This is a genomic window from [Borrelia] tanukii (assembly GCF_030439725.2).
GTDB classification, from domain to species: Bacteria; Spirochaetota; Spirochaetia; order Borreliales; family Borreliaceae; genus Borreliella; species Borreliella tanukii.
On record NZ_CP124034.1, the window covers coordinates 32,142 to 53,490 of the forward strand.

Annotated in this window: 20 protein-coding genes, 1 tRNA gene and 1 other RNA gene; 6 read left to right on the forward strand and 16 right to left on the reverse strand. The window is 27.6% G+C overall.

What is annotated here, in order from left to right:
* Nucleotides 1–45: 45 nt before the first annotated feature.
* The 5 genes from QIA27_RS00690 to QIA27_RS00710 are packed head-to-tail and all read right to left on the reverse strand — an operon-like array spanning nt 46 to nt 7,530.
* Entirely contained in the window at nt 46–1,926 is a 1,881-nt protein-coding gene (locus QIA27_RS00690; RefSeq protein WP_301353344.1) for a DNA topoisomerase IV subunit A, read from the reverse strand.
* Nucleotides 1,926–3,725: a toprim domain-containing protein gene (locus tag QIA27_RS00695; RefSeq protein WP_301386185.1), complete on the reverse strand. Its 1,800-nt coding sequence runs from the start codon at nt 3,723–3,725 to the stop codon at nt 1,926–1,928. Before QIA27_RS00695 ends, QIA27_RS00690 begins: the two co-directional genes overlap by 1 nt.
* A gap of 20 nt (nt 3,726–3,745) precedes the next feature.
* On the reverse strand, nt 3,746–4,483 hold the full coding sequence (locus tag QIA27_RS00700) for a lysophospholipid acyltransferase family protein (protein WP_301386186.1): 738 nt from the start codon (nt 4,481–4,483) through the stop codon (nt 3,746–3,748).
* An 8-nt stretch (nt 4,484–4,491) separates the two neighbouring features.
* Nucleotides 4,492–6,015: a pallilysin-related adhesin gene (locus QIA27_RS00705; protein WP_301354304.1), complete on the reverse strand. Its 1,524-nt coding sequence runs from the start codon at nt 6,013–6,015 to the stop codon at nt 4,492–4,494.
* A gap of 12 nt (nt 6,016–6,027) precedes the next feature.
* Nucleotides 6,028–7,530 carry a peptidylprolyl isomerase gene (locus QIA27_RS00710; RefSeq protein ID WP_301386187.1) on the reverse strand — a complete coding sequence of 501 codons (1,503 nt, stop codon included), beginning with the start codon at nt 7,528–7,530 and terminating at the stop codon, nt 6,028–6,030.
* A gap of 191 nt (nt 7,531–7,721) precedes the next feature.
* On the opposite strand from QIA27_RS00710, the gene QIA27_RS00715 reads away from it, so the two are divergent.
* Nucleotides 7,722–8,573 (forward strand): protein-glutamate O-methyltransferase, encoded by an 852-nt coding sequence (locus QIA27_RS00715; RefSeq protein WP_301353348.1) that lies wholly within the window; start codon nt 7,722–7,724, stop codon nt 8,571–8,573.
* Nucleotides 8,574–8,654: 81 nt separating this feature from the next.
* Here QIA27_RS00715 and phoU read toward each other — a convergent pair whose 3' ends face one another.
* From phoU to QIA27_RS00735, 4 genes are read right to left on the reverse strand one after another with little or no spacing between them, the layout of a single operon-like run.
* Nucleotides 8,655–9,326, reverse strand: a complete 672-nt coding sequence (gene phoU / locus QIA27_RS00720) for a phosphate signaling complex protein PhoU (RefSeq protein ID WP_006068828.1) — start codon at nt 9,324–9,326, stop codon at nt 8,655–8,657.
* Nucleotides 9,327–9,338: 12 nt separating this feature from the next.
* Nucleotides 9,339–10,370, reverse strand: a complete 1,032-nt coding sequence (locus QIA27_RS00725; protein WP_301353349.1) for a hypothetical protein — start codon at nt 10,368–10,370, stop codon at nt 9,339–9,341.
* Complete coding sequence (locus QIA27_RS00730; RefSeq protein WP_301353350.1) at nt 10,367–10,768, reverse strand: hypothetical protein; 402 nt, start codon at nt 10,766–10,768, stop codon at nt 10,367–10,369. The genes QIA27_RS00725 and QIA27_RS00730 overlap by 4 nt, the downstream gene beginning before the upstream one ends.
* Nucleotides 10,769–10,793: 25 nt before the next feature.
* Nucleotides 10,794–13,241, reverse strand: coding sequence for an AAA family ATPase (locus tag QIA27_RS00735; RefSeq protein ID WP_301403439.1), 2,448 nt, complete (start codon nt 13,239–13,241; stop codon nt 10,794–10,796).
* An 86-nt stretch (nt 13,242–13,327) separates the two neighbouring features.
* Between QIA27_RS00735 and QIA27_RS00740 the strand changes: the two genes are divergently transcribed.
* Nucleotides 13,328–13,873: a ribonuclease HII gene (locus QIA27_RS00740; protein WP_301354306.1), complete on the forward strand. Its 546-nt coding sequence runs from the start codon at nt 13,328–13,330 to the stop codon at nt 13,871–13,873.
* A gap of 11 nt (nt 13,874–13,884) precedes the next feature.
* Here QIA27_RS00740 and bpuR read toward each other — a convergent pair whose 3' ends face one another.
* Entirely contained in the window at nt 13,885–14,253 is a 369-nt protein-coding gene (gene bpuR, locus QIA27_RS00745; protein ID WP_301353352.1) for a transcriptional regulator BpuR, read from the reverse strand.
* A 151-nt stretch (nt 14,254–14,404) separates the two neighbouring features.
* Between bpuR and QIA27_RS00750 the strand changes: the two genes are divergently transcribed.
* Nucleotides 14,405–14,476, forward strand: a tRNA-Gly gene (locus tag QIA27_RS00750).
* A gap of 76 nt (nt 14,477–14,552) precedes the next feature.
* Here QIA27_RS00750 and ssrA read toward each other — a convergent pair.
* Nucleotides 14,553–14,914: a transfer-messenger RNA gene (gene ssrA, locus QIA27_RS00755) on the reverse strand.
* Nucleotides 14,915–15,028: 114 nt separating this feature from the next.
* On the opposite strand from ssrA, the gene QIA27_RS00760 reads away from it, so the two are divergent.
* Both QIA27_RS00760 and QIA27_RS00765 read left to right on the forward strand, forming a co-directional pair.
* A complete protein-coding gene (locus QIA27_RS00760) occupies nt 15,029–15,703 on the forward strand; it encodes a queuosine precursor transporter (protein ID WP_301403440.1) in 675 nt (224 codons plus the stop codon).
* Between the two features lie 48 nt (nt 15,704–15,751).
* On the forward strand, nt 15,752–16,453 hold the full coding sequence (locus QIA27_RS00765) for a queuosine precursor transporter (protein WP_301353354.1): 702 nt from the start codon (nt 15,752–15,754) through the stop codon (nt 16,451–16,453).
* On the opposite strand, the gene QIA27_RS00770 is transcribed toward QIA27_RS00765, so the two are convergent.
* The gene (locus QIA27_RS00770; RefSeq protein WP_301403441.1) at nt 16,450–17,106 is read right to left on the reverse strand and encodes a TrmH family RNA methyltransferase; all 657 of its coding nucleotides are present in this window, start codon (nt 17,104–17,106) and stop codon (nt 16,450–16,452) included. The genes QIA27_RS00765 and QIA27_RS00770 overlap by 4 nt on opposite strands.
* A gap of 82 nt (nt 17,107–17,188) precedes the next feature.
* Between QIA27_RS00770 and ung the strand changes: the two genes are divergently transcribed.
* Nucleotides 17,189–17,860, forward strand: coding sequence for a uracil-DNA glycosylase (ung, locus tag QIA27_RS00775; RefSeq protein WP_301353356.1), 672 nt, complete (start codon nt 17,189–17,191; stop codon nt 17,858–17,860).
* Between the two features lie 107 nt (nt 17,861–17,967).
* On the opposite strand, the gene secG is transcribed toward ung, so the two are convergent.
* Genes secG through gap form a run of 4 tightly spaced genes read right to left on the reverse strand, consistent with a single transcriptional unit; the run spans nt 17,968 to nt 21,323 of the window.
* Complete coding sequence (secG, locus tag QIA27_RS00780) at nt 17,968–18,330, reverse strand: preprotein translocase subunit SecG (protein WP_301386192.1); 363 nt, start codon at nt 18,328–18,330, stop codon at nt 17,968–17,970.
* 15 nt (nt 18,331–18,345) lie between these two features.
* Nucleotides 18,346–19,107 (reverse strand): triose-phosphate isomerase, encoded by a 762-nt coding sequence (gene tpiA, locus QIA27_RS00785; RefSeq protein ID WP_301353358.1) that lies wholly within the window; start codon nt 19,105–19,107, stop codon nt 18,346–18,348.
* 1 nt (nt 19,108) lies between these two features.
* On the reverse strand, nt 19,109–20,290 hold the full coding sequence (locus QIA27_RS00790) for a phosphoglycerate kinase (protein ID WP_301386193.1): 1,182 nt from the start codon (nt 20,288–20,290) through the stop codon (nt 19,109–19,111).
* Between the two features lie 25 nt (nt 20,291–20,315).
* A complete protein-coding gene (gene gap, locus QIA27_RS00795; RefSeq protein WP_301386194.1) occupies nt 20,316–21,323 on the reverse strand; it encodes a type I glyceraldehyde-3-phosphate dehydrogenase in 1,008 nt (335 codons plus the stop codon).
* Nucleotides 21,324–21,349: the final 26 nt, after the last annotated feature.

Here is a 21,349-nt window from a genome sequence, read left to right on the forward strand (position 1 = left end):
GTACTATGTTAGCATATTAATGAAATTTAAAAAAGGTTTTTAAAATTATTTAAATTTAACTTTTTTCAAATTGTTACTTGAAATTCGCTTCCCAATAGAACTTCTTGATTTGACCATAAAATTCGCAATTTCAATTTTTTTAATAATGTCTTTATTTGTCGAAAATTCTACAAATTTGGGACTTAATGAAAAATCTACAAATTCATCATTTTCTCCTAAAAATTCATAAACTTTATCTGTAATAAATTTATCTATTTTAAATCTTTTAACATAATAAAAATTGTCAAGTTTATTAAAATAAATTATTGAAAATATTTGTTCTTTTGAATTATTTATATCATAAACCAAAGCACATACATTCTTTTTATCTATAAATACCTTGTCTTCAATATTTTTAAGAACATAACTATTTTTCCTAAAAACCAATATTTTATCATAATAACTAGCATTTCCAATAAATTCACCATCAAAAAGACTAGTTCCTACAAAACCTTCTGCCAAGTTCAAATAAACTTTCATATTCTTGGTAGCTATTTCTTTTACATTTTTTGCTTTGATTAAAGAAATTTCCGTCTTCCTTTGATGTTCTTTAGAATACTTTGCAAGTAATAAATCAATAAAATTTATTGAATATCCCCTTATTGAAGAAATACTGCTATTTACACTCTTTAATTCTTTATTTAAAATTTTAATATCCTTAGAATTCTTATCAATATCAAAAAGACTTATTTTTCTAATTGGAATCTTAAGCAAATTTTCAACATCTTCTTTAAAAACTTCCCTTGAAAAAGATTCTTTGTAGCTTAAAATCTCTGACAATATTATATTTACAATATTTTCTTCTTTAGAAATTGTTTCAAGCAGTTTATAAATCTTTTTTTCAATAAAAATTTGCTCCAGTGTCTTATAAAATATTTTTTCAAGAATCTTGCTTTTTTGCAATTCAAGTTCCATTTTTAAAATTTTTTGAAGATGGACTGCATGAAATTTAATAAGATCTTTAATAGTGTAAACAACAGGATACCTATCACTAAGCAGCAATAAATTAACGGAAATTGATATCTGGCAATTTGTATAATGATATAACTTTTCAATCACTTCACTTGCATAAACACCCCGCGGCAAAGATAGTTCTATGGCCACATTCTCAGCAGTAAAATCATTAATGCTTGAAACTTTAATATAATTTTTTCTAATCGCTTTCTCAATCGAAGATATCAAGCTCTCAGTAGTCTCACCAAAAGGCAATTCCCTTATTACAATTGTTTTTTCATCTATAGTTTCAATTTTAGCCCTAACTAAAACTTTACCGTTACCATCAGCATATTCATTAACATCGACTATTCCTCCTGTTGGAAAATCGGGATAAATATCGTAAGGCTCTCCAAGAAGTTCACTCTTTACTGCATTTAAAATCTCATTAAAATTATGAGGCAATATTTTGGCTGCCATTCCAACAGCAATTCCCTCACTTCCCTGAATTAAAATAACAGGAATCTTTGCAGGATAAAGCAAAGGTTCACTATTTCTTCCATCATAAGAAGATTCATAAATTGTTATCTCTTTGCTATAAAGAACATCAAAAGCTAAAGGGGTTAATCTACATTCAATATATCGAGAAGCAGAAGCGGGATCACCTGTAAACAAATTACCAAAATTACCCTGCTTTTCAATAAATAGATCTTTGTTGGCAATATTAACAAGAGCCTCGTAAATTGAAGTATCACCATGGGGATGATATTTCATTGTATTACCAACAACATTTGCAACTTTATGAAAATTGCCATCATGCATCTCAAAAAGAGAATGTATAATTCTTCTTTGTACTGGTTTAAATCCATCAATAACACTAGCAATAGCACGATCTTTAATAACATAAGATGAATATTGCAAAAAATTATCTTTAAGTACAGTTCTAATATCCATTAGATCAAATTCTCCATAATAAAATTCCGCCTTTCAGGAGTATTTTGTCCCATATAAAATCCTAATTTTTCTTTTATTTCTTTAATATTAAAAAGATCTACTTTTGTAAGTTTAATGCTATTAATATCAATAAAACCTTTAAATTCATTTGGAGAAATTTCACCAAGGCCTTTAAACCTTGTTACTTCACATACCCCCTTAAGCTCAAGAATAGCTTTTTGCTTCTCTTCCTCAGAATAACAGTAGGTTGTGATTTTTTTGTTCCTAACCCTAAAAAGAGGAGTTTCTAAAATATACATATGACCATTTAAAATTAAATCTTCAAAAAAAGTCAAGAAAAAAGTTAACAACAAATTTCTAATATGAAATCCATCAAAATCTGCATCAGTTGCTATTACAACCTTATTATACCTTAAATTTTCAATTGATTCTTCAATGCCAAGAGCTACCATCATATTATAAAGCTCTTCATTTTTATATATTTCAGATTTATTTTTTTCAAACATATTTTGAGGTTTCCCTCTAAGAGAAAATATAGCTTGGGTATAAACATCTCTACAAGACACCATTGAACCCGTTGCAGAATCCCCTTCTGTTAAGAAGATCATAGTTTGTTCTGATTTCTCACTATTGCTATTAAAATGAAATTTGCAATCCTTAAGTTTTGGGATTTTAAAAGATATTTTTTTTGCTCTCTCTCTTGCTTCTTTTCTTACACTACTTAGCTCTTTTCTAAGCCGTTCATTGTCAACTACTTTTTTCTCAATCAATTTTGCAAGTATTTTATCTTTGTACAAAATCTCAGAAATTACCTTTTGCACTTCCTTTGCAACATTGCCTCTAGTTTCAATATTTCCAAGCTTATTCTTAGTTTGACTTTCAAATATTGGGTCTTTAATTTTAACAGAAAGAGTTGCAACAAGACCTTCCCTAATATCTGTTGACGAATATGTTTTTTTAAGAAAATCGTTAATAGCTCTTACAAAGCCTTCTCTAAAGCCGGTCTGATGAGTGCCCCCATCGTTGGTATATTGCCCATTAACAAATGAAAAATAAGTTTCCCCGTAATTATTTGTATGGGAAAAAGCAAATTCTAAGGTTTTACTAGAATAATAAACAATATCATAAAGCAAATCATCACTTTTAATTTCTGAATTCAAAAAATCTAAAAGACCATTTTTGGATTCAAAAATTTGACCATTATAGTTTATTATAAGTCCTTTATTCAAACAAGCATAATGGAAAAACCTTCTCTTCAGAAAATCTTCACTGTAAGAATATTTTCCGAATATCTCTGAATCTGCTAAAAACTCAACATAAGTACCGTCTTTATCAGAAGATTCTATTTCTTTAGATTCCAATAAGTTTCCCTTAGAAAACAAAGCCTCAAAAGATTTGCCATTTCTTGTTGATCTTACCAAAAATTTTGAACTTAAGGCATTGACCGCCTTGGTTCCAACACCATTAAGCCCTACAGAAAATTGAAAAACATCATCATTATACTTGGCTCCAGTATTAATAACCGAAACACTCTCAACAACTTTTCCAAGAGGAATTCCTCTTCCATAATCCCTAATAGCAATAAGATTGTTCTCTTTTTTTATAAAAATTTCATTTCCATAGCCCATAATAAATTCATCAATTGAATTGTCTATTATCTCTTTAACTAAAACATAAATACCATCATCAATATTAGAACCATCTCCTAAACGTCCAATATACATACCAGATCTTAACCTAATGTGTTCAAGAGAAGATAGAGTGATTATTTTACTTTCATCATAATTTTGAGTCTTCATCTAAATCCTTGCTTTATAAATTAAATTTTAATAGTTTCAAGCTTTTTAACTATTTGATCTCTAATAATACTAGTGAGATTCTCTTTTTCATATTCACTTAATTTTAAAATATCTATCAAAGGATGGACATGAATATAAACAGATAGTCCAGAATTAAAAATAATATTTTTAATAAAAAAGTTATTAGTATTATAAAGAGTAACAGGAAGAATAGATGTTCCTGTCTTTAATGCCATCTTAATTGCACCTTTTTTAAAAACCTTAGTATCCCCTCCTCTATTTCTAGTCCCTTCAGGAAAAATTCCAATAGATCTGCCTTCTCTCATAACCTTTATTGCCTTAGCCTCAGCAGCAGCAGCAGATCTTATACTCTTTCTATTAACGAAAATAGCGCCCATAACAATTAAACCAATATTCACAAAAGGAACCCTAAGTAAAGAATGCTTTGCTATTATTACAAATGGATTATTAAACGTATAAATAAAAATTAAAGGATCCATAGCCGCAATATGATTTCCCATTATTATTACATTGCTTTTTTGGGGAATATTTTCAAAACCTGTAACAATAATTTTAATTCCAGCAAGCCATAAACTAATCTTAATGCAAGCCCGCATCATAATAAAACTAAATTTAATAACATAACGCTCAAGTAAAAAAAATTTACAAACCAAGTAAAAGGGAAATAAAAAAAAAATTAAAATTAAAAAGAACAATAAAACATTAAAATAAGTTATAATACTTCTCAATATTTTCATAAAAACTATTATCCTATTTTTTCTATTCGCTCAAGTTTTAATTTTTGCCCTTTAACTAAGCTTACATCATCTTTTAAAATTTTAATAGGATTAAGAATGATTGTAGAAAATTTTTGCTTTTGAACAACTCTCTCGTTATGTTCAAGGAAAAAAGATTCAACAATCTTATAACTACCCATATCAATTTCATATTCAAGAACAAAATTATTATTTAAAGGGAAAATATTAAAAATTCCATAATAAATTTTATTTTCATCAATATAAGTTAAATGGGGGTAAGAAAAATCATAAATTTTGTCCTTATATACGTAATTTCCACTAGGAATAAAATAAATATTATTACCTTTTTTTTTAACGTTTAAGACATTTTCATCAAATCTCTTAAATGCCCCTGAAAATCCACTATTATCATAAGAATTTGTACTAGTGTCAATTTTGATTTCAATGTTTTCTTTATCTACAATTTTTATCCAAAAGTTGTAAACTATCAAATCTGAAAAAAGAGACTTCGCACTAACATTAAGGGTGTTGTAAGCCGGCTTTGAAATATATTCAATCTTTGCAACTTCTTGAGAGTTTTTTCTAAAAAGATTAATCTCACTTGATTGCCTTTCAAAAGACAAAAATAAAACTTCATCAATATCTTTGCCCTGTTTTTTATTATAATCGTGGAAGTCGTACCAAACTCCATGCAAAAATCTATAAACTTCCTCTTTGCTTAAATTCTTTAAAGTTTTATAAATATTATTATCAATCTTGCCAACTTTTTCACTCACAGAAGAAAGATAATATTTACCCTGAACATGAGAATATTCATATTTTTCAATCTTGCTAATTATTAAATCTTCTCCCACTTTTTCATATTTTTCTAAAGAAATAGGATAGCTTTCTCTTGATCTGTTTTCTTCATAAGCTGAAGATCTTGTATACTTATTAATAAGAACAGTGCCATTAACTTTTTCAAAAAATATGGGTTTATAAGAAGACACATCATTTAAAACAGATTTTTGAAAAACGTACAAAACAGATTTGTCTTTTAAAAATCCCTGAACAACTATATTAAAATCATAATCACCCGTAATATCCTCAAGATACATGTTATAAGAATTTTTTGGGTCAATATCTATTTGAGTTTTAAAAAGAATCGTTCCAATTTTAAATTTAGGATCAAAGCCAATAATAAACAAATACGCATTAAGATTTGAAAAATTTTGAGCTAAAACCACCTGTTCAAAATAAACATCTAAATTTAAATTTTCTTGCTGAACTGCAAGAATTTTATAACCTTTTAAATCTATAATATCTCCAAAAAAATCTTCCATTTTGTTAATTTCCAAAACATTAGAATTTAAATTTTCGATCTTGGGAGTATATTTTACATCTTTGTTAAAAACAATAAAATCTTTGCTTACTTTAGAACAAGCAAATAATGTAAAAAAAAAGAATAAAAACAAAAATCTATAAAAATAATTATAAAACCAAATCAATTCTTTACTAAAATTAATTTTACTATCAACTAAAACCTTTATCATAGCATTCATTTTTTAATTTTGACTAAAGTTTTGTAAAGCAAAAAACGACTCATTAAAATTATTAACAAAATCTTTTTTATTCAATAAAAAATCTGTAATCAAACCACTATTTGCAATGTTAAAATTGTCAATAAGTTTTTCATTTTCGATCTCTTTTTTGATCTGATTAGATCTTTTTTTAGCTGATTTAAGGAAAAACAAATAAACTTTTTTATTCGCTACAAAAGGTTTAGACCAAGAATTTTCTTTTAATCCAAAAACAATATCATAAAAAGATTTACTATTATTAAATTCAACCAACTCTTTTAAGGTATTGGGATATATGTTGACATTATAAGATAAATTAACAATTTCTTCTTTTAAACTAAACCGGTATTTTTCAAGAGCCTGACTTAAACTGCTAAATTTAACATCATTAAGAAAATCATTGAGCCTACTTTCCAAATAACCTTCAATAACACTTGGTTCATAAGTTTCAATATAATTTTTAACAGAGTTAATATCGCGATCTGAATTTTTATCAAAATTATGAACATTGCCAAATGCCTTATATATTTGATATTCATTTTTATTTTTAGTCTTAATAGGCTTGCTAAATTCACCTTCTCTTAAAGAAAAAATGGAATTTAGATCTTCTTTCTTTTCAACATTAAGATCTAAATCAAAATAATACTTATCCAAAGAAACAACACCTTTAAAATTAGCTATATCATCTGAATAAAGCTTAGCAAGCTCTTCAAATGGAGTTTTGTTTACTAGCTTGTCATAAGCATTCCTAGCATCATTCATATTTTTAAAACGAATGGATGCAAGCGATAAGCGTTTGAATAAATTTAAATTTTTCTCAGCATAAAATATTGTCTCTTTATTAGAAAAATCTTGATAAGAAAGAGAAAGATATGAAATATGCCTTTCTACAGTACTCATATCTTTAATCATATTAAAAAGAGAATCGGGAAATATTAAATTACTATTTAAAAAAATTTTAATGTTAGAAAAAAGTATATTTTCTACCATATCATCATAAATTTTAACTTTTTGATAATCAGAAACTTTATTATATCTTTTAGAACTAAAATTTCCACTAGAGTCTAAATACTCAGGAGACTTGAATAAATTTTTATTCAACATTTCCTTAGAAATATGAAAATTATATTTTTTTATCAAATCAAAAAAAGCAACATCCTCAGCATATTTCATAAATGCCAAATACCAAACATTATAATCTATATTAATATTTTTAGCATTCCCTTGTAATCTAGAATAAAGATTTGAATAATAATTAACATACTTGGCAAACTTACTATCTTTTTTATAGTAAATAGGTTGACCTTTATAAGAACCAAATTTTAAACCAGATGAATTAGCATTATCAAACACGCCTGGAAGCAAAGGTGCAATAATAAATCCAAAAACAATTAAAATAAGAGCAAAAATACCCCACACACCAACTTTTTTTTCTTTAGATTCAAGCACAACTAAATCATCTTTGACTTTTCTACTTCTTTTTTTCATGACACAACCTTTAATAAGTAAGCATACTAATAATTTAACTACTAAATTATCACAATTGGAAAATTATTGCAATTGAAATATCTAACTTAAGCTGTACGCTTAAGTATTATAGAAGTAAAAAAGAAAATATTACATTTTTAGTATGAAAACAAATCACTCTAGATCAAAAAGGAGAATGAAATCAAAAGTATATGAATGTAAATCAAAACAAATTCAACCTTAATATAAATATAACCAAGGAAGAGCTTTTAAGGTTAATAAAAATAGTTTACAACAATTTTGGAATCAACCTCAGCGAAAAAAAAAAGATGCTTATTGAAAGTAGATTATCATCTCTTCTCAAAGTTAAAGGATTTAAAAATTTTACTGAATACATCAACTTTTTGGAAAAAAGCGCTGGAAACATTCAATTAATTGAACTAGTAGACAAAATATCAACAAATCACACCTATTTTTTCAGAGAATCTAAGCATTTTGATTTTTTAAATAACAAAATATTGCCCAAACTTGCTGAAAAAATAATAAAATCAGAAAATTCAGAAATTAGAATATGGTCAGCCGGCTGCTCAAGTGGCGAGGAGCCATATACAATTGCAATGATACTAAAAGAATACATGGAAAATAATAAAGTAAATTTTAAAGTCAAAATATTAGCAACAGACATTTCAATTAGCGTACTACAAGAAGCTCGTGAAGGAATTTACCCTGAAGATCGTATAATAAATTTGCCCAAATATTTAAAAACTAAATATTTAAATCGATTTAAAGACGATAAATTTCAAGTTAAAGAAACTTTAAAAAAAATGGTTCATTTTAAAAAATTAAATTTAATGGATGAGAAATTTCCATTTAGTAAAAAATTTGACCTAATATTTTGCAGAAATGTCATGATCTATTTTGATGAAAAAACTAGAAACGATCTTGCCAATAAATTCAACTCCTATCTGAAAAATGATTCCTATCTTTTAATTGGACATTCAGAAACAATCAGGGGAAACAAGAATCTTGAATACATAATGCCTGCTACTTATAAAAAGAATTAATGATCTGATCATTAATTCTTTTTATAATAAATTTTATATAATAGAAAATTTATTTAGCTTAAAAAGTCTAAAATATTGCCCCTAAGTTAAGTTTACTTTCTCGCCTATTCTAATAAAATAGAGCAATTCACCAATTGTTGCTACATGATCGCCTACTCTTTCTAAGAAACTATTTAAAAATAATATATTTAAAAGATAATCCAAATTTTCAGGGTTTTTTTTCATTGCCTCAATAACAATACTTTTTTGCTTTGAAAATAACTTATCTATTATATTGTCATACTTAACTATCTTTAATATTTTAGTAAAATCTCCATCAAAATATGCGTCAAAAATATCAGACAACATCTCCTTAGCTGTATCGGCCATTTCTCTTAAAGGTTTAAAATACAGATTAAGAAAATCAAAATCACCCGAATCTGATTCAAGAAGAAGAACAACTCTTACAATCTTAGTAGCATGGTCTGCAATCCTTTCAAGAGAACTTATTATTTTAATAATTGCTAAAATTTCTCTAAGTTCTGTAGCAACAGGATGCTCAGTAGCAATTATTCTTCCGCATAAATCCTCAATATCGTATTGATAATCATCTATTATTTTCTCATCCTCATTAATTATTTTTTTAGCTAAACTTTTATCTTTAGATTCTAAAGCTATTAAAGAGTCCTCTATAATTTTAAGCACACATTCTTTCATATCCCAAAGATAATCTTTTATTATTTCAAGTTGTTTAGTAAGCCTTCTCCGTATCATATATCATTTCTCCTAAAAAAACCGCTTTAAAAATAAATATCTTATCTTGGCTTTCTCATAATAATCACTAAAAGGGTAATTATCAATGACCAATTTATAATAATACAAAGCCTTTAAAAAATTTTTATGTTTACTCTCAGATTCATAAAGCTTTCCCAAAAAATAACTATATTTATCTGAAAAGCTTGAATTAATATACTTGGGAAAGTACAAAGAACTAAAATTAAAAGCAAACTCATACTCTCCCACTATTACTAAAAATTCAAAAATATTAAGATAAATACTCTCAGAAAAATCAATATTCTTTTCAACCAAATACCTAGTATCCTCTAAGACTTCTTCTTTAATATTTAACTCTATACCAAGCTTAATTAGATCAAAAACAATGCTTTGAAAGCATCTGCTCTTCAATTTCAAATAATTTTCATAAGATTTCAAATAATCCCTATTTTTATAATAAATTTCCGCCTTCAATAAAATATATTTATCATCATTAAAATTATACTTATTAAGCAAATCTATTGCTCCTTTGTAATCATTTATGTAAGATAAATTTAAAGCCCTGGTAATAACCTCTAAAGGGGTTACACTAATATTATCTCCTCCAAGTTCAAGATTATTATTACCTTCAATATCCTTGCCTTCCTCAGAGCCACCACCATATGAAATTTCAACTTCAGGCTTCTTTGTAATTTTCAAGATAATTATTTTATTAAATTCAACGGAATCTTTAACATTTTGGTAGTTGAAAATCAACTTAATTTTGCCTTCCTTTTTAAAAGTTTGAAAAGCAAAAACAGCCCCGTTCTCATAAGATTCTCCAATCAACTTAATAAAAGCATCATTTTCATTGCTTTTGATATAAATCCAAGACTCATCTTTAAAAAAAAGATTGAACTTTGAATTAGTATTTACATTAATATCTACTTCTCTACTGCTAAAATCAAGCTCATATGAATCACCTTGACTTATAAAAGCTGGCTCAGGACAAACTTCAAAAACAACAAATAGCAAACTTATATAAATCAAACATTTTTTAATCATTTGGAAATTTCTAAAATCTTATCTATTAATTTTTCATTCTCCTTCTCAATATCAATGTTAAATAAATTTTCCTTTTTAATCCAAAGATCCTTGAAAAAATTCTCATCAAGAAATTTATTTTTAATCAACCCATCAACAACTAAATTTTTATTTAAATCTTCATTTAAAAAATCAGGCCTTGGAATAAAAAAATCATCCATATTCAGACATTCATTTAAATCAAAATAAAAATCTTCCATATCAACTAATTTAACCTTAGCGTCTAAATTGTCTTCAACAGACTTTTGAGATTTCTCTAACATTTGCATTGAATAGAAATAAGTAATACCGGAAACAATAAAAATTAAAAATATTAAAATTAAAAAATATTTTCTAAAACTAAACTTTCTATCTTGCACGTTAATTTCCTTAAATCTAACTTAATTATATATTAAACACCTTACTTTCACCATTATCAAGTGTAATGCCTATCAAATTTTCACCACCCTCAGAAACATACACATTATGAGTTATTACTAATAGTTGAATTTTTTTTCCTAATTCTTTTAAAAGTAAAGCAAGTTTTTTGCTATTCTCAAAATCAAGAGCTGCATCTATTTCATCAAGCATACAAAAACAAGCGGGAGAATAATAATAAAGTGCAAATAAAAAAGCCATACTAACCAAAGTACTCTCGCCCCCTGAAAGCATATTATTGTTTTTGACAAATTTGTTTGAAAAATTTATTCTAATCTCAACATTATCGGTATTTTCATTATAAAAAAGAATGGCGGTTCCTTTGAAAATTTTTTTAAAAAAGTAAGAAAAATTTTTATTAATCTCATCAAATGATTCTCTAAATTTTTTATAAATCTCATTTTTTATTTTTTTTTGAAGCTTTTGTAATGAATGTTTTGAAAGCTTTAAATCTTCTACTTGTAAACTTACTTTTTCAAAACGATCCTTAGTTTCATCAAATTCTTTATCAATATTGAAAAATACATAATCACCTAGATTGATTGCACTGATTTCTTTGTGCAATAGATCTCTGCTTGCAAGATCCTCTTCTAATTCAAATTTAGCAGACATTGCATTAGAAATGTTAAAACTTTCTATTTCGTCCTTAATACCTACATTAGAGTTCAAAAGAAATTCGTACTCTGTCTGTTTTTTTATATATTCATAATAATTAGTTTTTTTGAAATCATTTAAAAAAACTAAAGAACTCAAATCTTTCTCCTTAGAAGGCTCATTGCTGAATTTTGAAGCACCAATAAGATTGCTTAATTTAAGTTGAACATCACTCTTTTCTAAATTTAAATTTTCAAGCTTTGAATACAAATCTTTAAGCTCTTCATCAAGACTATTCTTCGATTCAAATAAAAATTCCAAATTACCATCTATAAGTTTGATTTCGTCCAAATTTTTAAATTTAGAAAGCTCTATATACTCAAGCTCTCCTAATACATCATTTAATTGAAGGGTCTTTTCTTCGATTAATCTCTCAATATTTGTTATTTCTTTAGCAAAATTTGTTTTTAAAGCATTTTTTTCGAGCAAAAATTTTTTCAAATTAACATTTTGATCAAAAATAGGTTCAATTTTATCCTTCAATAAAGCCAAAAGATTCTCATCTTTACTTATGTATTTAACTAAATTTACCCTAATCTCTTTAATATATTTTATGCTCAATGATTCCTCAAAAAGCTTAAGGGAGTCTAATATATTCTCTTTTAATAAAACAAGCTCTTCTGATTTTGCACTCTTTAATACAGATAAAATTAAATCAACAAGTTCAAAAAAACTTTTAGTATATCTATTAATCTCGTCACTTAAAGAAAAAAATTCATTTTTCTTTTCTTTAAGCAAACCATTTAATTGATATAAATCACTATTTATAGAATTTTTTTTCTCCTCAGACTTAGATTTACTCTTGACAAACTTATCTTCCAAATTTATCTTTATCGTCTTTTCTTGCTCTAATTTTTGAATCTTAATCTCCAGTCCAAGAATTTTAGATTTCGTTAGCTCAAGACCCTTTTCTAATGCTTGAATATTATTAACAATATTTTTTTCTCTAAATGAATAAAATTCTAATTTTTCTTTAAAACTAGAAGACAAAAATTTACTCAAACCATCTAAATTTAATTTGCTTTTCAAAACATTAAGATCAAAATTAATATTGAAAAGCTTTTTTAATGTTATTGTTTTTTCTAAAGATTTTAATTTTTTACTTAAATCTTGATGTTTTTTTCTCAAAAGGTAAGCATTTTTTATGTTATCGTACTTTTGCCTTAAATTTTCTTGTAGAGTCAACAAAGATGATAAATTTTGATTAGATTGCTTAAAATTTTTCAGAGCCTCTTCTTCTTCAATTTTTAAAACATCTATTCCACTTGCTTGTTCAATTAAGGATTTGAGATTTACATTTCTCCCCAAAGAAATGTCTTCAACTTTACCTTGAGTTATAAACATATAAGGCGAGTTTTTAAACTGGAACCTATTCAAAAGTCTATTATAATCTTGAAAATTTAAAATTTTATTATTAAAATAATATTCGCTTGAACCGTCCTTATAAAGGCGCCTACGAATATAAAAATTCTCTCCAAATTCTACTAAAGTTGATTTTTTACCATTAATATTACTAAAAAAAAGAGTTATTTCTGCAAAATTTGATTTTCCTAATTTTGAAACAGAAATTAAATCAGAAATATCTTCAACCCTTAAAAATTTTAAATTATCTTCTCCCATACAAAAACGAACAGCATCAATAAGATTACTCTTCCCACATCCATTAGGACCCACAATAAAACTTAAATTTTCACCTATTTCTAACTCTTGCCTATTTAAAAAAGATTTAAACCCAAAGAGTATTATTTTTTTTAAAATCAAACCAACTCCCAATTAAAAACCAATTACTGATAAATCTATAATTTCATATTATAATAAATAAAAATATTTTTATGAAAAGGCACATTATGATTTGCGGAATAGATGAAGTTGGAAGGGGTTGTATTTTTGGACCTATTCTAAGCGCTGCTGTAGTTTTCAAAAAAAAACCTAACTTTGTAAAAGAATTGGATGATTCTAAAAAACTAAAAAAAGAAAAAAGAGAATACCTGTCCTCATTAATACTTGAAAACTCATATTATGCATTCGCTGAGATTTCAAATATAACAATAGAAAAAATAAATATTCACAACGCATCTCTTCTTGCAATGCAAACTGCATACGAAAACCTAAAATTAAATTGCGACTTAGTATTTGTAGATGGCAAATTCGTCCCAAAAATAACAGCAAAAACTGTTAAAGCAATAATTAAAGGGGATTCAATAATAGACGAAATAAAAGCTGCTTCAATTATTGCTAAAGTCAAAAGAGATAAACTGATGGATGAATACGATAAAATTTATCCACTATATTTACTCAAAAAAAATAAAGGATACCCCACAAAAGAACATAAAAATGCAATAAAGAAATATGGGGTTTTAAGCCTTCATCGAAAAAATTTTAAACTAATTTAAAAAAATAAAAATTAATAATCCTTCTTTTTAAATCGCCCGCCTGACAAATAAGATTTCTTCTGAAATCTAGAATCGTCTAATTTAGATCTCTCTCCATATTCCTCATACCCCTTATTATGCCTTGCAGAAGAACCGCTAGATCCTGTAGACACTTTCTGCTTAATAACCGCTATTGCCTTAAGCAAATTGGATTCAAACTCGCTTATATTTTCTTCATATACAAAAATAGAATGTCTTTCAAAATCTCCACTTGGACTTCTTTTGCTCTCCACAATATTTAAAAAATAATCCCCTTTTCTATTTTCCTTGACATTAAAAAAATAAGTTCTCTCAGACTCTGTAAACAGTTTCTCAGAGTATACTTCCCCTCTCTCTCCCATCAATTTCCTCCACACAAGTTTTTGTACTTGACTACATTTAAGTTAAATTAATTGTACTTATTTAAAAAAAAAATTGCTAGCCAAAAATAACATTGCAATAAAATCTTATTGACATAAATTGATTTTTTTTATATAAGTAAAGTATTGTTTTGCGTCCTTCGTATAATGGCTATTACCTTAGCCTTCCAAGCTAATGATGTCGGTTCGATTCCGATAGGACGCTTTAAATAATTATACAATTTCTAAATTTAGCAATGCTTTTTAGAAATTGCACTTAAAGACAATCAAAAGAATAAAATAAATGGAGATGGCGGGAATTGAACCCGCGTCCTAAAAACAATACTATAGGCTTCTACAAGCTTATCTAGTATTTTATTAAGCAATATGGTTTGGAAATACTAGCAAACCGCCAAATTGCTCTCAAGTATAAAAGTCCCTAAAAATCAACTTGAAAATATTTTTAAGCAAGCTTTGATGTCGAAAAGAGTATAAGTGAATCTCAAAGCCAAATTCAACAAAACTCTCTGCTAACTTAAGCAGCCATTACAAGGTTTGAGCTTGTAAAGTTATTATTTTTTGCATTTATTTTAGAAGTTTTAAGAGATTCCCTCTGCCTGCGACTTATAATATTAGCATTTTCAGTCAAATCCAAAACATCCCCCATGTACATCAATTTTATCATAGCTTCAAGCAAACAACAATACTACCCTATTTGCAAAAACTAAGCTAAAATTTTATAATAGTAAATCCAATATTACTACTAAAAGAGAATTTTATGTTTAATGAAATTTTATGGTTTGCCATGCTAATTACTACTTATTCATTTTTGATTATTATCTTCCTTTTTTTTAAAAAAAACGGATTATTTGCGTGGGTTGCAGTAGCAATTATTATATCAAACATTCAAGTTTTAAAACAAATTACAATATTCGGACTTAATGCTACATTGGGCAACATTATTTATGCATCATCATATATTGCAACAGATATTCTCTCAGAATTTTACGGAAAAAAAATTTCAAAAAAAGCAGTTTATATTGGGTTTATCAGCTTCATTGTCTTTGCAGTATTAACAAATGCCCAAATTCACTTTATGTCAAATAGAACTCAAGAAAATTTTAAAAGTTTAGAAAACATTTTTTCTTCAATACCGGCTTTACTATTAGCCTCTCTTGTTGCATACCTAGTATCCCAATTAAACGATGTATACCTATACCAATTCATTAAAAAAAAATTCCCCAAGTTCTTATTTTTTAGAACCAATGGATCTACGCTAATAAGTGGCTTAATAGATACAATAATTTTTGTAAGCATAGCAACCTATTTTAAAGTATTTCCAAAGCAGGCTTTTATAGATATAGTAATTTCCACATACATAATTAAAGGTTTAGCGGGAATTTTAGGAACACCTTTTATATATTTTGCAAAATATATAAAGCTTCAAAAATAAAAAAGTTTAACTTTATCTAAAATAATTAATTTGGTACAATTAAATGCTATGAATAAAGATTTGTTTGATTTAAACTTGTGGGCAGGAGTACTTCTTTTTACATATATAACGTTGGGAATTCTTTACCGATTTTTCGGAAAATCTGGCCTTTTTTGTTTCAATGCAATTGTTTCAACAATATCAAATATTATAATACTAAGAGATTTAAAAGCATTTGGAATGTCCTTAAATTTATCGGGTATTACTTTTTTATCGGCATTATTCTCTTTAAATTTAATGGTAGAAAAATATAACAAAAAAGAAGCAACAAATTCCGTAATATTAAGTCTTTTGCTAAACATAACTTTTACAATTATGATTAATTTTATGATAGTATTCAATCATAATATATTAGACACTTCAGATATTCATTTTAAAATGCTGTTCAATAACTTTACATACATTTTAACAATATTAATTGGAACGTATGTGTTTTTTCTATCCCAATATATAAACATCTTACTGTACAATTATTTTAAACAAATAAAAATAAAAGCTTTATGGATCATTCATCCTCTATCAAGGCTAATTTCTGGATATATTGCTAATTTACTAATTTCAATATCTATAAATACAATATTTAAATACTACCCCGAAACAAAAAATATTGAACTTACAAAAGGTTCTCTAATTATCACATTAGCAATAATTACAATCGATACCATTTTTTATCTATTTTTAAATTCTTGGAAAAAAATAAGAGAAGTTTAAAAATTAATAAGATTTTCAATAAGTTGATAATTTTTAACAACTTGTCTATAGTATTTTAATCTCAAATTTGATTTCTCAAATTCATTTAATAAGTAATCAATGCCACTTTTTCTTAAGCGAATCGATAAAGAATACATAACTATCGCAACAGCTACAGAAATATTATAACTTTGAGTAAATCCATACATGGGTATTTTCACATATAAATCGGCGGCTTCCAAAGCTTCTGCACTAAGCCCTGTTAGCTCTGTTCCAAAAAACACCGCCATTTTATTGTTAATTGGAAAATTTTCAAGATTTATTGACTGTTCATTCAAGGATGTGGCCACTATGCTATATCCATCAGATTTTAACTTATCAATTGCAAACTTAGTATCTTTATACTTATTTACATTTGTCCATTGCGAAGATCCTAAAGTAACTTCTGGATTTAAAGTGTACTTATTCTTTTTTTCAATAACATGAATATCACTAAGTCCTAAAATTTCACCTGTTCTAATAGTAGCACTTGCGTTTTGAGAATGAAAAATATCTTCAAGCACAAATGTTAAATAATTGGTGCGACGATTTAATACTTCCTCAATCTTAGCTTTTTTTTCATCCGTAATAAATTCAGACAAAATGCCTATTCTTTTTAATACATCGTCATTCATAATAAAAATCAAATTTTTAAAAACAGTAAAGCAATTCTACAATATATTTCAAATTACAAACTATTTTTTATATAATACAAAAATGGAAGTAAAAATTGAAGAATCTTGGAAAGAAGTTTTACACAATGAATTTAACAAAGAATACTTTAAAAAACTTGTAAAATTTATAAAACATGAATATAAAACAAAAAAAGGGAAAATATTTCCTCCTCCAAAACTTATATTTAATGCTTTTGATTCCTTACCATTTGAAGACATAAAAGTGGTAATCATTGGACAAGATCCATATCATGGCAAAAACCAAGCAAATGGACTTGCTTTTTCTGTAGATTCAGAAATAAAAATTCCGCCGTCTTTGCAAAACATATTCAAAGAAATAGAAAAAAGTTTAAAAATAAAAACCATCCCAAACGGAGATTTAAAAAGATGGGCGGTTCAAGGTGTATTCCTAATAAATACAATCTTAACGGTCGAAGAAGGTAAACCTTCTTCTCATAAAGCCATTGGATGGGAAATTTTCACAGATGAAGTAATAAAAATAATCTCTAAAAATTTGAAAAACATTGTATTCATGCTCTGGGGCAATTTCGCAAGAAGTAAAAAAAATCTCATTGATCCATCAAAGCATCTAATTCTTGAAACAAGCCATCCATCTCCATATTCAGCAAACAATGGATTTTTGGGATCAAACCATTTTAGCACTGCTTTACATTATTTAAAAAAACACAATAAAAATAAAATAAACTTTCAATAAAATCGATAAATTTAATAATAGTTATAATTTAAAATTATTTAACCTAAGGAAAAAACTCTCTAGGCAAATACTTTTTCATTAAATAGCACAACAGCAATCAATTTAAATTATTTTTCTTTCACATTTTTTTCTTCAATTTCATTAATATTAGTATCTGATTCATTATTCTCATTATCCCAAAAAGTTGAACTATTCTTATCTTCCGTCTTTATGTCATTTAGAAAACTGTTATCTGCTCTTCTGGTATTCATAAAAGATAACAAAATTACAAAGATAAAAAATAGCGCTATAAAAAATCCAGTAATTTTTACAGCAACGCTTGAAGACTTTGCCCCAAAAATAGAAGAACTACCGCCTCCAAAAACACCACCTATTCCATCACCCTGCTCATCTTGAATTAAAACTAAAAGGATAATAAAAATTGAAACAATAAAAAAAAATATAAAAACACAAAATCTAACTAGATCCAAAACAAACCTCTTTAACTAACAAACATTATTAATTATAGATAAAAAAGATTCTGCCTTCAAGGATGCTCCACCTATTAACGCACCATCAATATTGGGCTCATTCATAAGCTCTTTTACATTGCTTGAATTAACAGAGCCTCCATACTGAATTATAATATTATCTGAAGCTGACTTTGAATAAAGCTTCATAATCTCAAGCCTAATTGCCCTATGAACCTCTTCTGCTTCTTCTTTAGTTGCCGTTTTACCCGTTCCAATTGCCCAAACAGGCTCATAAGCTAAAATTATTCTTTTAATATCCGATTCAGAAACACCATCTAATCCCTTTTTAACCTGATTTAAAACAACATCTAAAGTTTTTCCAGAATCTCTCTCATCAAGAGTTTCTCCAACACAAAGAATTAAGTACTTGAAAGAATGCTTAAGTCCTGTAAGAATCTTTTTATTTATTATTTCATCTGTTTCTGCTAAATACAATCTACATTCAGAATGACCAAGTATAACATATTCTACTCCAAATTCTAAAAGCATTGAAGGCGAAATTTCGCTTGTCCTTGCTCCACTTTCCATATAAGACATGTTTTGAGCCCCAAGAAGAATATTACTGCCCTTAATACATTCTGAAACCTTAGACAACGCCGTAAATGGGGGAGCTATCATTATTACAAAATCATCTTTTAAGGCTTTAACTTCGGTTGCAATTTTTTTTGCAACAATAGAAGCTTCTGCACTTGTATAATTCATTTTCCAATTTCCCGCTAAAAACGTTTTTCTCACTTTACTTCTCCAAAACCTTAATACCTGGCAAAATCCTACCTTCAAGATATTCGAGTGATGCTCCACCACCTGTTGAAACATGAGTAATCTTGTCAGATAAATTAAATTTATTAACAGCTGCAACAGAATCTCCACCACCAACAACAGTTAAACCTGAGCAAGATGCTACCATTTCGGCAACCTTCGCAGTTCCTTTTGAAAACAAATCAAATTCAAACACACCAAGAGGGCCATTCCAAATTATAGTTTTGGCAGTTTTTACAACCTGTTCAATTTCTTTTAAAGTATTGCTTCCAACATCCATGCCAATCTTGTTTTCAGGAATATTAAAGGAATTAATATACTCAGGAGTAGAATTTTTATTAAAATCACTCGCTACAATGTGATCAAGTGGTAAAATTACTTTAACACCCAATTCTTTTGCTTTCTTTAAAAAAGAAGACGCTACATCAATATATTCGCCCTCTAAAAGAGATTTGCCTATAGAATATCCTTTAGAATGCAAAAAAGTATAAGCCATTCCACCACCAATCACAACTACATCTGACTTTGACAAAAGTGATTCCAGTACTGCAATCTTTGAAGAAACCTTAGACCCACCAATAATTGAAACAAATGGCTTTTCGGGATTTTTTAATACTCCTCCAAGAAATTTGTCTTCTTTTTCCATTAAAAATCCACCAACAGACGGCAAATAATCAGAAACCCCTACTGTTGAAGCATGAGCCCTATGAGCTGCACCAAAAGCATCATTTACAAAAACATCTCCATTCTCAGAAAGTTTTTTTGCAAAATTTTTATCGTTTTTTTCTTCTTCTGCATAAAACCTTACATTTTCAAGCAATACAATATCGCCATCCTTCATTTGCAAAGTATTATTTACAATTTCGCTTCCAATGCAATCAGAAAGCATCTTGACATCCTGATTTAAAAGCTCTGACAATCTATTAGCAACGGGTTTAAGAGAATATTTAAGATTTTTTTTGCCTTCTGGTCTACCTAAATGACTTACAAGTACAATTCTAGCGCCTCTTTCTTTTAAATACTCTATTGTAGGCAATGCGGACTTAATTCTAGTATCATCGCTAATGCTCCCCTCTTTTAGGGGAACATTAAAATCACATCTTACTAAAGCTCGCTTGCCCGCAAAGTTATTAAAGTCTTTTACTGTTTTTATTGACATTTTTTTACCTTACAAACATTTATACTTATTTTACCAATTTTTGAGCAAGATCAACTACTCTTGTAGAATATCCAAACTCATTATCATACCATGACAACACCTTTGCAAATCCATTTCCAAGAACCATTGTTTCTAAACCATCAACAATAGAAGAATGGGAATTGCCTTTTATATCTGAAGATACAATTGGATCTTCTGTATATCCCAAAATACCTTTAAGCTCAGGTGTTTCTGATGCCTTTTTAAGAACAGAATTAATCTCTTCTTTTGTAACATTTTTTTTCTTGAGTTGAACTGTAAGATCAACAATTGAACCTGTTGGCACAGGCACTCTCATTGAAGTCCCATTCAACTTTCCTTTAAGTTCAGGCAAAACAAGCCCAACTGCTTTTGCAGCACCAGTTGAAGTTGGAATAATAGAAAGCGCAGCAGCCCTTGCTCGTCTAAGATCAGAATGGGGAAGATCCAAAATTCTTTGATCATTAGTATAGGCATGAACAGTTGTCATAAGTCCTTGTTCAATTCCAAATGATTCATGAAGCACTTTTGCAAGAGGAGCTAAACAATTAGTTGTGCATGAAGCATTTGACACAGCTTTTAAATCAGAATTAATATCGTGATCATTTACACCAAGAACTATTGTTTTAATATCATCCTTAGCAGGAACTGTTAAAATAACTTTCTTAGCTCCAGCATGACTTACATGATCAAGATATCCTCCTTTATCACTAGTTGCTGATGAAAAAACACCTGTTGATTCAATTACAACATCAATTCCAAGCTTTCCCCAAGGAAGATTTTTTGGGTCTCTCTCAGCAATAATTTTTATTTCTCTTCCATCCACAACAATAGCGCCATCTCTTGACTCAATTTTTTTATTATATACTCCAAAGGTCGAATCATACTTTAAAAGATGTGCTAGGGTTTTAGGATCTGTCAAATCATTTATTGCAACAACATCAATTCCTCTTTCAAAAGCAATCTTAAAAACATTTCTACCAATACGACCAAAACCATTAATAGCCAATTTCATACAAAATCCTCCAATTTTTTGATTTT

Coding starts and splice junctions, on each gene's coding strand:
- QIA27_RS00760 (WP_301403440.1), top strand. CDS start 15,029: ATGTTTAATGAAATTTTATGGTTTGCCATGCTAATTACTACTTATTCA.
- ung (WP_301353356.1), top strand. CDS start 17,189: ATGGAAGTAAAAATTGAAGAATCTTGGAAAGAAGTTTTACACAATGAA.
- QIA27_RS00690 (WP_301353344.1), bottom strand. CDS start 1,926: ATGGATATTAGAACTGTACTTAAAGATAATTTTTTGCAATATTCATCT.
- QIA27_RS00695 (WP_301386185.1), bottom strand. CDS start 3,725: ATGAAGACTCAAAATTATGATGAAAGTAAAATAATCACTCTATCTTCT.
- QIA27_RS00740 (WP_301354306.1), top strand. CDS start 13,328: ATGATTTGCGGAATAGATGAAGTTGGAAGGGGTTGTATTTTTGGACCT.
- QIA27_RS00725 (WP_301353349.1), bottom strand. CDS start 10,370: ATGATTAAAAAATGTTTGATTTATATAAGTTTGCTATTTGTTGTTTTT.
- QIA27_RS00705 (WP_301354304.1), bottom strand. CDS start 6,015: ATGATAAAGGTTTTAGTTGATAGTAAAATTAATTTTAGTAAAGAATTG.
- gap (WP_301386194.1), bottom strand. CDS start 21,323: ATGAAATTGGCTATTAATGGTTTTGGTCGTATTGGTAGAAATGTTTTT.
- QIA27_RS00765 (WP_301353354.1), top strand. CDS start 15,752: ATGAATAAAGATTTGTTTGATTTAAACTTGTGGGCAGGAGTACTTCTT.
- bpuR (WP_301353352.1), bottom strand. CDS start 14,253: ATGGGAGAGAGAGGGGAAGTATACTCTGAGAAACTGTTTACAGAGTCT.
- phoU (WP_006068828.1), bottom strand. CDS start 9,326: ATGATACGGAGAAGGCTTACTAAACAACTTGAAATAATAAAAGATTAT.
- QIA27_RS00710 (WP_301386187.1), bottom strand. CDS start 7,530: ATGAAAAAAAGAAGTAGAAAAGTCAAAGATGATTTAGTTGTGCTTGAA.
- QIA27_RS00700 (WP_301386186.1), bottom strand. CDS start 4,483: ATGAAAATATTGAGAAGTATTATAACTTATTTTAATGTTTTATTGTTC.
- QIA27_RS00790 (WP_301386193.1), bottom strand. CDS start 20,290: ATGTCAATAAAAACAGTAAAAGACTTTAATAACTTTGCGGGCAAGCGA.
- QIA27_RS00770 (WP_301403441.1), bottom strand. CDS start 17,106: ATGAATGACGATGTATTAAAAAGAATAGGCATTTTGTCTGAATTTATT.
- QIA27_RS00715 (WP_301353348.1), top strand. CDS start 7,722: ATGAATGTAAATCAAAACAAATTCAACCTTAATATAAATATAACCAAG.